The following is a 14,589-nucleotide window of genomic DNA, read 5'->3' as shown; positions in this document are numbered from 1 at the left end:
ATGCAGGATTATCCGCAAACTTCTCTTCAAAAGTCAAAGACAGTTCGCGGCGGACTGTTTCAACGCGAATTGCAACGTGAGTTCATGGCGACGGGTGCGCCGGTGTTTGCGGTGCTCGTGAGTCTTGTCGTGCTGTCTCAGTTGATTCGCCTGCTGACGGAGTCGGTGAGTGGTTCGCTGCCGGTGGATGGCGTGTTGGTGATGCTGGGATTCTCGGCGCTCAATTACCTGCCGGTATTGCTCTCGGTCAGTATGTTCTTGGCGGTGTTGCTCACGTTAACGCGTTGTTACCGCGATAGCGAGATGGTGACTTGGTTCTCATCTGGGTTGGGATTGACCCAGTGGATTCGGCCAGTGCTTGGGTTCGCCCTTCCGGTGGTTGCGCTGATCGGCTTGATGAGCTTAGTGTTTTCGCCTTGGGCGTTGTCGCAAGCGGATGAGTACAAACGTCGTTTGGACAGTCGAGATGATGTCGCGGCCGCTCAGCCAGGTATGTTCCGCGAGTCCAAGCAAGCTGATCGGGTGTACTTTCTGGAAGATGTCGATGTGCATAAAAAACGCATTGGCAATATCTTCGTGCAGTCCAATCAAAATGGGATCAATAGTGTCATGATGGCCAAGGAAGGCTATCAGGAGACTGCGTCCAATGGTGATCGCTTTCTGGTTCTGCTCAATGGTACACGCTATGAGGGAGTGCCGGGGCAAAGTGATTTCAGGATGGTGGAGTTCGCTCGCTATGCGGTCCGTATCGAAGCAGTGGAAACCAAGTTGCCCTTTGTGAATCCCAAAGCTTTATCCACGCTTGCTCTGGTTGAGCAGCCGACGAGTTGGCACTTGTCGGAGTTGGAGTGGCGGTTGGGTTTGCCTATCAGCGCCTTGATCCTTGCCGTTATGGCAATCCCTTTGAGCTTCGTTAATCCGCGTGCCGGGCGATCGCTCAATCTGATCATGGCCATCATGATCTATATGCTCTACAACAATATGATCAGCGTTACCAATGCCTGGGTGGGGCAGGGGAAGTTGGGGCCGATCGCTGGGCTGAGCTTGCTGCATCTGGCGATGCTGTTGTTGGTGGCGATGCTGTTCTATCGGCGGATGGCTGTGTTTTCTTGGCGAAGGCTGGCGCGATGAACTTACTTACCCGCTATTTGGCGCGTGAGATATACGCGGGCATCGCATTGGTGTTCGCCGCACTTATCCTACTGTTTGCCTTTCTGGATTTGATCTACGAGTTGAACTCGCTAGGACAAGGCAATTATGGTTTGGGATATGTTTTGTTGTATGTCTTGCTTACCGTTCCTGGCCACATTTACGAGCTGTTTCCCGTTGCGGTGCTGATAGGCTCAATCCTTGCGTTGGTGCAGATGGCGGCCCATTCGGAATTGACGATCTATCGCTGCTCTGGGGCGTCGTTAGGGCAAATGGTGCGCGCTTTGTTGGTGATTTCACTTCCCTTGGTGTTGCTGAGTTTTCTCTGCGGTGAATTCGTTTCGCCTCCCAGTGAAAGGATGGCACAGAGCTTGCGGCTCAAAGCGAGTAACGCACAGTTGCAGCTGAAAGAGTTTCGCTCCGGTGTGTGGGCGAAAGACGAGCACAGCTTCGTGAACGTAAAGAATGTGTTGCCGGATAGCTCATTGCTGAATGTGAATATCTACGAGTTTGATGAAGATCGTCATGTGCGTACGATGACGGTGGCGAAACGAGCGACTTTCATTCGGGCTGGTCGATGGAGGTTAGAGCAGGTCGCACAAACTGTGTTTGATGGACATGGAGCAACTGCGCGTATCTTGCCGGAAATGGAGTGGCAGTCTTCGCTTGGTCCTGGGATTTTGAATGTATTGCTGGTTGTTCCTGAGCAGATGTCGGCTTGGAGTTTGCGTCAATACATCAATCATCTTGAGGATAACCACCAGAAGACGGCTCGCTACGAGGTTGCATTCTGGAATAAGTTGGCCTATCCACTTTCTTTGCCAGTGATGTTGTTACTGGCACTTCCTTTTGCCGCTGTTCAGAATCGATCTGGTGGTGTGAGCGGCAAGATATTCGCTGGTATCGTGCTGGGACTGACTTTCCACTTCGTCGGTAAATTGTTTGGTAATCTTGGTGCAATCAACGATTGGCCAGCGCTGCTCAGTGTGGCGGTAATGCCGATCTTATTCCTAGTATTAGGATCGACGATGCTCTGGTGGACGGAGAGGCGCTAGGGCTGCTTTGCAGTAGCTGGAGTAGGCGCGCTGACGGGCTGAGGCGGCGTGCGTGTGGCTTGCTGCTCTTTCACCATACTCTTCACCATCTCCCGTTTTTCAGGTGGAACTTTCTGGAAGGCGGTGTATTTTTGGCGCGCTTGCACACGTTGTTGTGGGGTTAGTCTGCTCCAGTCCAATAGTCGATTATGCAGTCGAGTCTTTTGTTCTGGTGTGAGATTATCGTAGTGGTTCGCTAGTTTTAGCATATCTGCCTGATATGGATCTGGCAGATTGTTCCATTGACTGGCTAACGGAGAGAGCGCTTCCTGTTGCAACGGGGTAAGCTTCGCCCAAGGGATCGGCGATGCTTCTACGCCCGCCGATAACAGGCAGGCTGCGAGTGTCGCGTAACCGAGGTGGAGGCGGGTAAAGAACAGCATCAATCTGCGTACATTTCAACCGGCAAGTCATCGATCAGGATGGCGATATCTACCTCATCGTCGCTGGGCGCGGATAGCTGCTCCCAATAGGTGACGCAGCTGAACATGCCTAGCGCCAGCAAAAGAATCAATCCCCACTGCTGTAAGCGGTGATGCGAGTGTTCAGAGTGGGACGCAGTGTTGCCGCGTGACTCGGCCAAAACGGGGATGCGAATATCCTCAGTGTGAGCGGTGAGTGCTCGCTGACGTGCCTCGCTCAGTCGGACTAGCGTGGGTTGATCCAGTTGCGTCAGTGAGCGGTTCAGCAGTCGCTTGACTGAGTCAATGTTGAAGTCGTTGTTCATGGTAGCTTGATTCCTTTTGCATTGAGACATTCCGCGAGGGCGTGAGTGGCGCGCGAACAGTGAGTCTTGACGCTTCCCTCCGAGCAACCCATGATCGCTGCCGTTTCCGCAATATCCATCTCTTCCCAGTAACGCAGCAGAAATGCCTCGCGTTGACGCGCGGGCAAATCTTTTAGTGCCTCCTCAATGGCGGACAGGGTTTGTGCTTGCTCAAGTGAGGTCTCTGGAGCATCGTGCTGCTTGGTTTCATCCAACAAGGTTTCCAGCGGATCATGCTCTTCTTCGTTGTCGTGCCGAGGTGAGAGTGCTGACAGCAGCGTTGTCCACAAACCTCGCACTTTCTGGCGGCGGAAGTAGTCGTGGATGGTGTTTTGCAGGATGCGGTGGAATAGCATCGGCAGCTCTTCCACGGGTTTCTCAGGATATTTCTCGGCAAGTTTGAGCATTGCATCTTGCACGATGTCGAGCGCGGCATGTTCGTCGCGTACCGCATAGAGTGCGTGCTTGTAGGCGCGACGCTCGGTTGCGACGAGGAAGCCGGAAAGTTCGGCGTGGGTGGCCAGTTGAGTTACTCCGTTGAGGGTGGGCAAATACTAGCAAAATACAGACAAATTAGCGAAAAATGGATGACCGTACCGCGTCAGGGGTTGACCAAAGCGGCTGAAATCATTACCCTGCGCGGTTCTTTGATAGGGTGCATCCTAAGGTCACTACGTATGGAAATGACGGGCGCAGAAATAGCCATCCGCTGTTTGCAGGAAGAAGGAGTCGAATATCTGTTCGGCTACCCCGGCGGAGCGGTGTTGTTCATCTATGATGAGCTGTACAAGCAGGATAAGGTCAAGCATATTTTGGTGCGCCACGAGCAGGCTGCCATTCATGCGGCTGACGGCTATGCGCGCTCCACCGATAAGGTGGGTGTGGCGTTAGTGACCTCCGGTCCCGGTGCGACCAATGCCGTCACCGGCATTGCCACTGCTTACATGGATTCCATTCCGCTGGTGATTATCAGCGGTCAGGTGCCGACCAGCTTCATCGGTGAGGATGCTTTTCAGGAGGTCGATACCATTGGTATCACGCGTCCTTGCGTGAAGCATAATTTCTTGGTCAAAAATGCCAAGGATATTGCGACCACTATCAAAAAAGCGTTTTACCTCGCCAAGAGCGGTCGCCCTGGCCCGGTCTTGGTGGACATTCCTAAGGATGTGTCAGCGCAGAAGGTCGAGTTCAGCTATCCGACTTCGGTGAATATTCGCTCTTACAACCCTTCGCAGCATGGAGACATCGGCGCGATTCGTCAGGCCGCACAATTGTTGCTGAATGCCAAGCGTCCGATGATCTATGCGGGCGGTGGTGTGGTGCTGTCGAGCGCAGCCAGCCAGCTGACCGAATTGGTGCGTCTGCTCGGCTTTCCCGTGACCAATACCTTGATGGGCTTGGGTGGTTATCCGGCGACGGACAAGCAGTCGCTCGGCATGTTGGGTATGCACGGTACGCTGGAAGCCAATATGGCGATGCAAAACTGTGATGTGCTGCTGGCTGTGGGTGCGCGCTTCGATGATCGCGTGATCGGAAACGTTGCGCACTTTGCGCAGAATCCACGCAAGATCATTCACATCGATATCGACCCGTCGTCAATCTCCAAACGTGTGAAAGTGGACGTGCCTATCGTCGGTGATGTGGCGCATGTGTTGGGTGATTTACTGGCGGTGCTGCATTCCTCGCGCCAGCAGCCTGATGCGCAGTCGCTGGCCGCTTGGTGGGCGCAGATCGCCGATTGGCGCAGCAAGAATTCGCTGATCTATCGCAACTCGGATGAAGTCATCAAACCGCAGTTCGTGATCGAAACGCTGTACGACCTGACCGGCGGCGATGCGTTCGTGACCTCGGACGTGGGACAGCACCAGATGTGGGCAGCGCAATATTACAAGTTCGATCAGCCGCGTCGCTGGATCAATTCCGGTGGCTTGGGCACGATGGGCTTTGGTTTGCCTGCAGCGATGGGCGTGCAATTGGCGCATCCCGGCGCACAAGTGGCGTGTGTCACCGGCGAAGGTAGTATTCAGATGAACATTCAGGAGCTTTCAACCTGCAAGCAGTTCCGTCTGCCGATCAAGATCATCGCGCTGAATAACCGCTATCTGGGCATGGTGCGCCAGTGGCAAGAGTTCTTCCACGGCAATCGTTATTCCGAGTCCTACATGGATGCGCTGCCTGATTTCGCCAAGCTGGCCGAGGCTTATGGCCACATCGGTATTCGTGTCGAGAAGCCGTCAGACGTGCGTCCAGCTTTGCAGGAAGCCTTTGCGCGTAAGAACGATCTGGTGTTCCTCGACTTTCAGACTGACCCGACCGAGAACGTCTATCCCATGGTTCCAGGTGGCAAGGGCTTGTCCGAAGTGATTTTGGCGGAGGATCTGTAATGCGGCACATCATTTCTCTGCTGATGGAAAACGAAGCTGGTGCGCTGTCGCGCGTGGCGGGGCTGTTCTCGGCACGTGGTTACAACATCGAGTCGCTCACGGTGGCGCCTACAGAAGATGCCACCATGTCGCGCATGACCATCGTCACCAGTGGTTCTGACGACGTTATCGAGCAGATCAACAAGCAACTCAATAAGTTGATCGAAGTGGTTGCGGTGATGGATCTGACGGAAGGCGCACATCTGGAGCGCGAGCTGATGCTGGTCAAGGTGCGTGCGGTGGGTGAGGGGCGCGAAGAGTTGAAGCGCCTGACCGACATCTTCCGTGGCCGTATCATCGATGTGGATGCCAGTAGCTACACCATCGAATTGACGGGCACCGGCTCCAAGCTGGATAGCTTTGTTCAGGCGATAGATGCCAGCTTGATGCTGGAAGTCGTGCGTACCGGAGCATCCGGTATTGGTCGCGGCGAGCGAATTCTCAAACTTTAATTTAATCGACGAGGCAAACATGAAAGTTTATTACGACAAAGACGCAGACCTGTCCCTGATCAAGGGCAAGCAAGTGACCATCGTGGGCTACGGCTCACAAGGCCACGCACACGCACAGAATCTGAAGGATTCTGGCGTGAACGTGACAGTTGCGTTGCGCAAGGGCGGTGCTTCTTGGGACAAGGCAGTGAATGCGGGTCACCAAGTGAAAGAGATCGCCGATGCCGTGAAGGGCGCTGATCTGGTGATGATCTTGCTGCCGGATGAATCGACACCTGCGGTGTACCACGCTGACGTTGCAAAGAATCTGAAGTCCGGTGCTGCGCTGGCATTCGCGCACGGCTTCAACATTCATTACAACCAGATCGTGCCGCCCGCTGACGTGGACGTGATCATGATCGCCCCCAAGGGCCCAGGCCACACTGTGCGTTCCGAGTACCTCAAGGGTGGCGGTGTTCCCACGTTGATCGCTGTGTATCAAGACAACACCGGCAAGGCCAAGGACATCGCGTTGTCTTACGCAGCAGCCAACGGCGGCACCAAGGGCGGCGTGATCGAGACCAACTTCCGCGAAGAGACCGAGACCGACCTGTTCGGCGAACAAGCTGTGTTGTGCGGTGGAGCAGTCGAGTTGGTAAAGGCTGGCTTCGAGACATTGACCGAAGCGGGTTATGCACCAGAGATGGCTTACTTCGAGTGCTTGCACGAACTGAAGCTGATCGTTGATCTGATGTACGAAGGCGGCATCGCCAACATGAACTACTCCATCTCCAACAACGCCGAATACGGCGAGTATGTCACCGGCCAACGCGTGATCGCCGACCAGGCCCGCGCCGCGATGAAGGAATGTCTGGCTAACATCCAGAACGGTTCCTATGCCAAGCAGTTCATTCTGGAAGGTCGTACCAACTATCCAGAGATGACCGCCCGTCGCCGTCTGAACGCCGAGCATCCGATCGAAGTCGTCGGTGGCAAACTACGCGCCATGATGCCTTGGATCGGCAAAAACAAGCTGGTTGATCAGTCCAAGAACTAATCGTTGAAAAGGGTAAAGGGGGAAGAGGGATGAGCAGGATGCTGCTTTCCTCTTCTCCCTTTTCCTTTTTTGCGAGTATTTTCACCGCCCGTCTCATGGGCTGTGCCGCTGTCACGGTTGTGGCAGTTTTGCGCTAGAACTGATAGCCTTAGACCATGACCCAATTCCGTAATCGCAAACCTCTTGATCTGCGTCGTCGCAGCATCTATCTATTACCTAACCTGTTCACCACGGGCGCACTGTTTGCTGGCTTCTATGCCATCGTGCAATCTATGAATGGCCGGTTCGAGTTCGCCGCCATTGCTATTTTCGTCGCGATGGTGCTCGACGGATTGGATGGTCGCGTCGCGCGTATGACTCACACCCAGAGTGAGTTCGGGGCGCAATACGATAGTTTGTCAGATATGGTGTCATTCGGTGTTGCCCCCTCGTTGGTGATGTACGAATGGGCACTCAAAGGCTTGGGCAAGTGGGGCTGGTTCGCCGCGTTCATCTATTGTTGTAGTGCTGCGCTACGCTTAGCGCGCTTCAATACCAATATCGATGTGGTGGACAAGCGATACTTCCAAGGACTGCCGAGCCCAGCAGCAGCAGCTTTGGTTGCGGGTTTTGTCTGGGTGATGCTAGACAATCACTATTCCGGTGAGCAAATGCGCTGGTACGCAGCGGTACTCACTACCTTTGCTGGTGTGAGCATGGTCACTAACTTGAGGTTCTACAGCTTCAAAACCATCAACATGCGCAAGAGTGTGCCGTTCATCGTGGTCTTCATGATCGCCTTGTTCTTTATCTTGATCTCGGTCGATCCACCCATCGTGCTGTTCCTGCTATTCCTAGGCTACTGCTTATCCGGCTACGTGCTCTGGCTGCTGGACTTGCGAGCACGTCCATCAACTCCGCAACACTAGTTCCACCTTTCGCAATGCGTTTACATCAAAGCGATTGCGATGACTCATTATCAGGCGTGCCTGTGAGCGAAGTCCTGAGCGTTGAGTCACTGGTTGCGCAGTTGCGCAATGGCGCGGTCATTGTGGATGGAATATCGTTCGCTATCCGCCAGAGTGAGACATTTGCGCTTCTGGGCGAGTCTGGTTGCGGCAAGTCAATGACAGCACTTTCTTTGCTGCGCTTGATGCCGGATGGCGTAGCGCTGACTTCTGGCTCGGTGCGCTTGCAAGGTGATGAGTTGCTCCACTTGACGGAAGCAGAGATGTGCCGAGTGCGCGGCGGATGCATGGCAATGATTTTTCAGGAGCCGGGGCTGAGCCTGAATCCAGTGTTGACGGTGGGGCAGCAGATCGGTGAAGTGCTGGCTTTGCATGACCGGCTTGCTGGTACAGCGGTGCAGGCCCGTATCGTGGAGTTGTTGCAACAAGTTGGTATCCCCGACCCTGAGCGGCGTGCAGGCGAGTATCCCTTTCAGCTTTCGGGTGGCATGAAGCAGCGCGTGATGGTCGCGATGGCGCTTGCTGGTGAGCCTCAGTTGCTCATTGCCGACGAACCGACCACGGCACTGGATGTGACGATACAAGCGCAAGTGCTGCAACTGCTGCGCGATACGCAGGCTAGTAGCGGCATGGCAATATTGCTCATCACGCACGATCTCGGCGTGGTGGCTGAGATGGCGCATCAAGTGGCGGTGATGTACGCCGGACAGATTGTCGAGCGAGCCTCGCGTCCGCAACTGTTCTCGCAGCCTTTGCATCCTTACACTCAAAAGCTGTTTGCAGCCCTGCCTGATGCCCGGCGCGATGGGGCTCCGCTGGAAGCTATTCCCGGAAGTGTTCCCGCGTTGAATGCGATGCCAACCGGCTGTCGCTTTGCTCCACGCTGTGATCGGGCATGGGAGTTGTGTCGCGCCGAGGCCCCTGAGTGGACAGAGTTGGAGGGACGGGGGGTGAGGTGTCATCTGTATTCGGAGTCGGTAGTAGATCACTTGCAGTCATTAGCTGAAAAATCCGCACCAGCACCTAACGATTCGCCACCTGCTAGTCGCGACGAGCTTCTGCACGTCCGCAACTTAAAAGTCCACTTCCCTATTCGTCAGGGTATCTTGCAACGTACCGTCGGTCATGTACGGGCGGTGGACGGTGTGTCTCTGGAAATTGCTACTGGGCGTACGCTGGCGCTAGTGGGTGAGTCTGGTTGCGGCAAGACCACGGCGGGCAAGGCGATGTTGCAGCTGACAGCCCCTACGGCAGGCACCGTACGCTTCTGCGGGAACGAGTTGATCGGTTTGTCGGCTCAGAAATTGCGTGAGCACCGCGCAGGTATGCAGATGGTATTTCAGGATCCCTATGCTTCACTCAATCCTCGGATGCGGGTGGCGGAGATTCTGGACGAAGGTATGGCTGCCTTGGGCGTAGGAGGTGATGGAGCTTCACGGCAGGGGCTGATGGATGCCCTGTTGGAGAAGGTCGGGCTGAGTGCGGCAGCGAAGTGGCGTTATCCGCATGAGTTCTCCGGCGGTCAGCGCCAGCGTATCGCCATCGCCCGTGCTTTGGCGGTGAACCCAAAGCTGCTGATCTGCGATGAGCCGACTAGTGCGCTGGATGTCTCGGTTCAGGCGCAAATCCTGAATCTGCTCAAATCGCTGCAGCAGGAGTTGGGATTGAGCTATCTGTTCATTACCCACAATCTGGCAGTCGTAGAGTACCTAGCCCACGATGTGTGTGTGATGTATCTCGGGCGTATCGTTGAGCGTGGGGCGACGGCTAAGGTGTTGGGTAGCCCACGCCATCCTTATACGCAAGCCTTACTGTCGGCCGTGCCGCGCGTGGATGGGAGTGGTAGAGAGTTTGTGCACTTGATCGGTGAAATGCCATCTCCGGCAAATCCGCCACACGGTTGCCACTTTCATCCGCGCTGTCCTCAGGTGATGCCGCTGTGTCGAGAGCGCTATCCTGATGAAACTGTGCTGGATGGTGGGCAGCGAGTCCACTGCCATCTGTACGCTGGTTCGTTGAGCCGCTAGCGAACTGAAATCAGGGGTTGGATGCGACGTGTAGACGGCGGGTAGATTTGCTGTTGCGAGTGGTGGACTGCTTACCTGAGCGACTTAAGCTAGCCAGCTTAGTGCCTCGGGCTGGAGTCTCCCTGCGAGAAGAGACTTTGGTGCTGCGTTTGCTGGATTTGTCGCGTTTGCTCAACAGTGCAACTTTACTGCGCTCTTTGGACTTGCTCTTACTTCCCTTACTGTCCTTACTCTTTTTGGAGGAGGTCATGGCCAAGGCATTGGGAGCTAGGTGCAGATTGAAAGCTTCGAACTCATAATCTGCATCGCCGTCACGCATGGGAACTAGCAAAGTTTGCCCTGAGCTGATTTTGGCGCGAGCAGACAGACCGTTGATCGAAATCAGCTTTTCCACAGTCAAACCAAAGCGCGGGGCGACTTTGTCGAGACGTTCACCTTTGCGGGTTTGATAGCCTTGCCAACTCACCAGCGGCTGATCGAAGTGTTCAAGGTTGCTGTAAAAATCATTAACCTTATCCACGGGTAACAGGATGGTGTTGGTATTGTTTTGCAGCATCACTGGGCGGTTATGTGCTGGGTTGAGTGCAAGAAACTCGCCCATGCTGATATTGGCTAGCTTTGCGGCAACCTGAACGTCCATGTGTTCCTTGGTGGTCACGGCAGTGAAGTAAGGCTGATTCGGGACAGATGGCAGTGTCAATCCATAGTTCCACGGGCTGGCGATGATGTTTTTTACGGCGAGCAACTTAGGTATGTAGTTTCGAGTTTCTTCCGGCATGGTCAGGCTGGCATAGTCAGTCGGCAAGCCGCGTGCGCGGTTACGATCTTGGGCGCGTTGTACAGCACCTTCGCCCCAGTTGTAGGCGGCCAAGGCTAATTGCCAATCGCCGAATTGGTCATGCAGCTTTTGCAGGTAGTTTAGCGCGCCTCGTGTGGCGCTGAGAATATCGCGGCGACCGTCATACCACCAGTTTTGTTTCATGCCGTAGTCTTTCCCTGTGGAAGGGATGAACTGCCAGATGCCAGATGCGTTTGCGATCGAGTAGGCTGAAGGATTGTAGGCGCTCTCGATCATCGGAAGCAGCGCAACTTCGGTTGGCATGCCGCGCTTTTCGACTTCTTCGATGATGAAATATAGATAGCGTCCAGCGCGCTCGGTCATGCGCGCAACGTATTCTGGGCGGTTGGCATACCATTGCTCATGACGCGCAACCAATGGGCTATCCAGCTCGCTGAGTGTGAAGCCGTTGCGGATACGCTGCCAAAGGTCGTCTTGCGCCACTTCGTTCAGTAGCGGAGCCATCCGGTCGCTTTCGCTCACCGGAACTGGATGAGTGGCTTGAACTTGGGTGACGAAAGAAAGTGCTCCTGAATCGTCATCCGCCCAAGCTGACGCGAACGGAACGACCGTCAGTGCGGCAGAGATAAGCAGAGATGATAGGTGGCGATTCAGCACGGGCATTTTGAAGGGTGAAATTACTATCGTCCGATAGTACCTGACGCATCTTTGATGCGTCAACAATATGTTTTATCGATGAAATGTCGAGCTCTGTCGTGGGTTATTGTGGATCGAATTCCTTAGGCTGTGTTTTCACGGGATTTTCTATACAATCTCGGTAAAGGGGGCGGGAAAAATGAAGAATGCGGGCGAGTCTGCGAACATCCTGATGCTGGATCAAGTGAAGCTGCATGTGGGCGATATGATGCAGCTTCATATCCAGTCCGAGCAGGGGGATGCTCGTTATTATGTATCGTTGATCGGTTACCTCAAGGGGCAGAGTGTCATTGTCACGACCCCAGTGGCGGACGGTAAAGTGATGCTGATCCGCGAAGGTCAGCCATTCGTTGTCCGCTTTTTCGGCGGGAAGAATGCCTATGCGTTCAGCGCGATCGCAAAGCGTGTGACCAATGTGCCGTTCCCCCATCTACATCTCAGTTATCCCAAAGAGGTACGCGGGATGGCGGTGCGTCATAGCTCGCGCGCTAGAGTCAATTTGATCGGATCGGCGGTAACCAAACTAGGCAAACGCATTGCCTGTCAGGTGCGCGATATCAGCATGGGTGGGGCGCTGCTGGTAGCTAAGGAGGCGATGGGTGAGGTTGATGAGCACCTTGGGCTGAATCTGCGTGTGAAGGTCAGTGGCTTTGAGCACATCTTGGACTTGGAAGCCAAGATACGCTCATGTCACGACGAGGCTCCGCAAGCTGACTCAGCTGCCTTATTGTTGCACGGGGTTTGCTTCGATAATATGTCACCCCAAGATGGCTTGGTATTGACAGCCTTGCTGTACAACAGCCAACTGGGCCAAGCGGATGAGCTTTGATGGCTATTCAGCTACCCAAGCAGCCGCTTCAGTGTAATCGGCAAAGGCACGGATGTCTGCATCTACAAACGCGCGTGACAGCCAAGTTGCCCACGATTGCCATTGGTCATTAGTCACTACGGCGATTTTACTGAAGTCGTGTTGGTGGTCGCGACTGAAGAACTTGATCTCTTCCCAAGCTACATCCACCGTGTAACTCACCATATCGCGTAGGTCAAACAGCAAGTTCACCGAACCGGTGGACTTCAGTTTGTACAGCGTCTCTTCCTCGAATTGCTTGAAGTCGGCTAAGGTGAATTCGCCTAGTACAGCGGCGTTGAGTAGGTTTTCGGATTGTTGAATGGTGATCATGTTGTTTCCAGTTAGAGCTTGGTTGGCAGTTTCAATGCTATCACACCGCTGGCGATAATGAGAGCCATCCCCGCCCAGCTGGAGGGTGGCAGAGTTTCGCCCCACAGCACGATACCGAAAAGACTGGCAAATACCACTGTGCTGTAGGCGAGGCTACCGACAACTAGAGTCTTTCCTGTCCGATACGCGCTGGTCATGGCCAGTTGTGCGAGTGTTGCGCTTGTGCCCAATCCAAGTAGTACGGGTAAACTGCTCAGACTGGGTAAATGAATAGGGTTAAAGAGCATAGCGACTCCACTGGCAACGGATGCGATGAGGCTGAAGTAGAGCACGACTCGCCATTCTGGCTCCCCAAGTTTGCCGAGTTGCTTGACGTTGAGGTAAGCGACGCCGGCAAGGAAGCCCGAGATTAGGCCAAGAAAGCCGGGAATGATCTGTTCTTTTTCTAGGGTCGGATGTAGCAGCAAAACCACTCCGACGAAGCCGAGGGCGACAGCGGCAGCTAAATGCGGGGTTGGGCGATCGCCAGAAATCAGTACCGTCAGTAGAGCCAGGAATAATGGTGCGGTGTAGTTCAGCGTGACAGCCGTAGCCAATGGTAGCGCGGTGATGCAATAGAAAAACAGGGTTAGCGCGACGGTGCCAGAAATGCCGCGCCACGCGTGGGCACGCCAGTGCGGGGTGGTGAGCGTGCCGTTACGCTGGCGAGCGATGATATAGACGACGATCAATCCGATGAATGATCGCCAAAATACTAGTTCGATATTGGTAAAGGTGGCGGCACCGAGCTTTACGAATATACCCATACAGCCGAACAACAGTCCGGCAACGAGCATCCAGAGTGCTCCCATTACTTCAGGTGCGGATCCAGATTTCGGCGTAGGAACTCTTGGAAGTGCAGCAGTCCGTCTTCAGTGGGGGATTGATACGGGCCGACTTCTTCAATGCCCTGTTTGTACAAGGCGCGGCGGCCTTGGTGCATACGCAGGCAGATGATGTCGTCTTCCTCGGCTGTTTCGCGGTAAGCCTGCTTTTCGGCCTCAATGTAGTCCCGCTCGAATAGCACAATTTCTTCGGGGTAGTAGAACTCGATGATGTTGCTGCAAGCGTCTGGGCCGCGCGGGATTATCGTGCTGACCACCAGCGTGTTCGGATACCACTCGATCATGATGTTGGGGTAGTAGGTCAGCCAGATCGCGCCGTATTTCGGCAGCTCGCCATTGTTGTAGCGCAGCACCTGATCCGCCCATTTTTGGTAGATGGGGCTACCTGCTTTGCGCAATGCATGGTTGATACCCACAGTTTGTACGCTGTACTGCTCACCGAACTCCCATTTGAGATCGTCGCAATCGACGAATTGGCCTAGGCCTGGGTGGAACGGCACGACGTGATAATCTTCCTGATAGACCTCGATGAAGGTCTTCCAGTTGAACGCGTATTCGTCCATTTCGACGCGATCTAGCATATAGCCGGAGAAATCGATCTCCTTGAAGGCTGGCACAGTGGCGAGGTCTTTGGCGATGTCGCGCTGCCCAGAGAACAGTAAGCCGTTCCAGCGTTGCAGCGGTGTCTTGTTCAGGTGTAGGCAGGGGTTCTCGGGGAAATGGGGGGCGCCGATTAACTGACCATCGGTTTGGTACGTCCAGCGATGCAGCGGACACACGATGTTCTTGGCGCTGCCGCGACCTTCTAGCATCGTGGCTTGGCGGTGGCGGCAAATGTTAGAGAGCAACTCGACGCCCCCCTCGTTGCGCACCAGCATCTTGGCGCTGTCCATCCAGTCCAGCACGTGGTAATCGCCAAGATTCGGCACCAGTAATTCGTGGCCGACATATCCAGGCCCTGTATCGAACAGCGTGCGTTGTTCGACCGCCAATATTTTGGGGTCGAAGTACCAGCTTAGCGGCGGTTGTGGTGAAGTGCGGTCGAGTTGTTTTGGTTTTGCGATGTCGGACATATCCACATCCTCTTGTGGAAAATGGTGAATACGGTTTGGAGGGCGCGAATTTTCGCTTAATTT

General features: G+C 54.5%; 15 protein-coding genes. 8 read left to right on the top strand and 7 right to left on the bottom strand.

The window, feature by feature from the left end:
• Together lptF and lptG are read left to right on the top strand one after the other, a co-directional pair.
• Nucleotides 1–1,131 (top strand): LPS export ABC transporter permease LptF, encoded by a 1,131-nt coding sequence (gene lptF, locus OYT1_RS10230; protein ID WP_062626263.1) that lies wholly within the window; start codon nt 1–3, stop codon nt 1,129–1,131.
• Nucleotides 1,128–2,204, top strand: a complete 1,077-nt coding sequence (gene lptG / locus OYT1_RS10225) for an LPS export ABC transporter permease LptG (RefSeq protein WP_062626262.1) — start codon at nt 1,128–1,130, stop codon at nt 2,202–2,204. Before lptF ends, lptG begins: the two co-directional genes overlap by 4 nt.
• Here the strand turns inward: lptG and OYT1_RS10220 are convergent.
• Genes OYT1_RS10220 through OYT1_RS10210 form a run of 3 tightly spaced genes read right to left on the bottom strand, consistent with a single transcriptional unit; the run spans nt 2,201 to nt 3,533 of the window.
• Nucleotides 2,201–2,626 carry a DUF3106 domain-containing protein gene (locus OYT1_RS10220; protein ID WP_062626261.1) on the bottom strand — a complete coding sequence of 142 codons (426 nt, stop codon included), beginning with the start codon at nt 2,624–2,626 and terminating at the stop codon, nt 2,201–2,203. The genes lptG and OYT1_RS10220 overlap by 4 nt on opposite strands.
• Nucleotides 2,626–2,970 (bottom strand): DUF3619 family protein, encoded by a 345-nt coding sequence (locus tag OYT1_RS10215; protein WP_062626260.1) that lies wholly within the window; start codon nt 2,968–2,970, stop codon nt 2,626–2,628. The genes OYT1_RS10220 and OYT1_RS10215 overlap by 1 nt, the downstream gene beginning before the upstream one ends.
• Nucleotides 2,967–3,533: an RNA polymerase sigma factor gene (locus OYT1_RS10210; protein ID WP_062626406.1), complete on the bottom strand. Its 567-nt coding sequence runs from the start codon at nt 3,531–3,533 to the stop codon at nt 2,967–2,969. The genes OYT1_RS10215 and OYT1_RS10210 overlap by 4 nt, the downstream gene beginning before the upstream one ends.
• A 153-nt stretch (nt 3,534–3,686) precedes the next feature.
• Here OYT1_RS10210 and OYT1_RS10205 point away from each other — a divergent pair, with 153 nt between their 5' ends.
• The 5 genes from OYT1_RS10205 to OYT1_RS10185 all read left to right on the top strand — a co-directional run bounded on the left by OYT1_RS10205 (nt 3,687) and on the right by OYT1_RS10185 (nt 9,894).
• Entirely contained in the window at nt 3,687–5,393 is a 1,707-nt protein-coding gene (locus OYT1_RS10205; RefSeq protein WP_062626405.1) for an acetolactate synthase 3 catalytic subunit, read from the top strand.
• Nucleotides 5,393–5,884, top strand: coding sequence for an acetolactate synthase small subunit (gene ilvN / locus OYT1_RS10200; protein ID WP_062626259.1), 492 nt, complete (start codon nt 5,393–5,395; stop codon nt 5,882–5,884). Before OYT1_RS10205 ends, ilvN begins: the two co-directional genes overlap by 1 nt.
• A gap of 19 nt (nt 5,885–5,903) precedes the next feature.
• The gene (gene ilvC, locus OYT1_RS10195; protein ID WP_062626258.1) at nt 5,904–6,920 is read left to right on the top strand and encodes a ketol-acid reductoisomerase; all 1,017 of its coding nucleotides are present in this window, start codon (nt 5,904–5,906) and stop codon (nt 6,918–6,920) included.
• 155 nt (nt 6,921–7,075) lie between these two features.
• Complete coding sequence (gene pssA / locus OYT1_RS10190; protein ID WP_062626257.1) at nt 7,076–7,828, top strand: CDP-diacylglycerol--serine O-phosphatidyltransferase; 753 nt, start codon at nt 7,076–7,078, stop codon at nt 7,826–7,828.
• A 62-nt stretch (nt 7,829–7,890) separates the two neighbouring features.
• On the top strand, nt 7,891–9,894 hold the full coding sequence (locus OYT1_RS10185; protein WP_232013170.1) for an ABC transporter ATP-binding protein: 2,004 nt from the start codon (nt 7,891–7,893) through the stop codon (nt 9,892–9,894).
• Nucleotides 9,895–9,904: 10 nt separating this feature from the next.
• Here the strand turns inward: OYT1_RS10185 and OYT1_RS10180 are convergent, their stop codons facing one another.
• Entirely contained in the window at nt 9,905–11,350 is a 1,446-nt protein-coding gene (locus tag OYT1_RS10180; RefSeq protein WP_232013168.1) for a transglycosylase SLT domain-containing protein, read from the bottom strand.
• A gap of 178 nt (nt 11,351–11,528) precedes the next feature.
• Here OYT1_RS10180 and OYT1_RS10175 point away from each other — a divergent pair, with 178 nt between their 5' ends.
• The gene (locus OYT1_RS10175; RefSeq protein ID WP_062626254.1) at nt 11,529–12,218 is read left to right on the top strand and encodes a flagellar brake protein; all 690 of its coding nucleotides are present in this window, start codon (nt 11,529–11,531) and stop codon (nt 12,216–12,218) included.
• A gap of 3 nt (nt 12,219–12,221) precedes the next feature.
• Here the strand turns inward: OYT1_RS10175 and OYT1_RS10170 are convergent, their stop codons facing one another.
• Genes OYT1_RS10170 through OYT1_RS10160 form a run of 3 tightly spaced genes read right to left on the bottom strand, consistent with a single transcriptional unit; the run spans nt 12,222 to nt 14,526 of the window.
• The gene (locus OYT1_RS10170; RefSeq protein WP_062626253.1) at nt 12,222–12,569 is read right to left on the bottom strand and encodes a SpoIIAA family protein; all 348 of its coding nucleotides are present in this window, start codon (nt 12,567–12,569) and stop codon (nt 12,222–12,224) included.
• A gap of 11 nt (nt 12,570–12,580) precedes the next feature.
• Entirely contained in the window at nt 12,581–13,420 is an 840-nt protein-coding gene (locus OYT1_RS10165; RefSeq protein ID WP_232013164.1) for a DMT family transporter, read from the bottom strand.
• Entirely contained in the window at nt 13,420–14,526 is a 1,107-nt protein-coding gene (locus tag OYT1_RS10160; RefSeq protein WP_062626251.1) for an aromatic ring-hydroxylating oxygenase subunit alpha, read from the bottom strand. The genes OYT1_RS10165 and OYT1_RS10160 overlap by 1 nt, the downstream gene beginning before the upstream one ends.
• Nucleotides 14,527–14,589 lie beyond the last annotated feature (63 nt).

Source organism: Ferriphaselus amnicola (assembly GCF_000974685.2).
Classification (GTDB): Bacteria; Pseudomonadota; Gammaproteobacteria; order Burkholderiales; family Gallionellaceae; genus Ferriphaselus; species Ferriphaselus amnicola.
The sequence above is the reverse complement of the archived record's forward strand: the minus strand, read 5'-3'. Positions and strand labels throughout refer to the sequence as shown.

Bases quoted from the DNA above. Each gene is read 5' to 3' on its own strand.
- OYT1_RS10165 (WP_232013164.1), bottom strand. From the start codon at position 13,420: ATGGGAGCACTCTGGATGCTCGTTGCCGGACTGTTGTTCGGCTGTATG.
- OYT1_RS10170 (WP_062626253.1), bottom strand. From the start codon at position 12,569: ATGATCACCATTCAACAATCCGAAAACCTACTCAACGCCGCTGTACTA.
- OYT1_RS10205 (WP_062626405.1), top strand. From the start codon at position 3,687: ATGGAAATGACGGGCGCAGAAATAGCCATCCGCTGTTTGCAGGAAGAA.
- ilvN (WP_062626259.1), top strand. From the start codon at position 5,393: ATGCGGCACATCATTTCTCTGCTGATGGAAAACGAAGCTGGTGCGCTG.
- OYT1_RS10160 (WP_062626251.1), bottom strand. From the start codon at position 14,526: ATGTCCGACATCGCAAAACCAAAACAACTCGACCGCACTTCACCACAA.
- OYT1_RS10175 (WP_062626254.1), top strand. From the start codon at position 11,529: ATGAAGAATGCGGGCGAGTCTGCGAACATCCTGATGCTGGATCAAGTG.
- OYT1_RS10220 (WP_062626261.1), bottom strand. From the start codon at position 2,626: ATGCTGTTCTTTACCCGCCTCCACCTCGGTTACGCGACACTCGCAGCC.
- lptF (WP_062626263.1), top strand. From the start codon at position 1: ATGCAGGATTATCCGCAAACTTCTCTTCAAAAGTCAAAGACAGTTCGC.
- lptG (WP_062626262.1), top strand. From the start codon at position 1,128: ATGAACTTACTTACCCGCTATTTGGCGCGTGAGATATACGCGGGCATC.
- ilvC (WP_062626258.1), top strand. From the start codon at position 5,904: ATGAAAGTTTATTACGACAAAGACGCAGACCTGTCCCTGATCAAGGGC.
- pssA (WP_062626257.1), top strand. From the start codon at position 7,076: ATGACCCAATTCCGTAATCGCAAACCTCTTGATCTGCGTCGTCGCAGC.
- OYT1_RS10215 (WP_062626260.1), bottom strand. From the start codon at position 2,970: ATGAACAACGACTTCAACATTGACTCAGTCAAGCGACTGCTGAACCGC.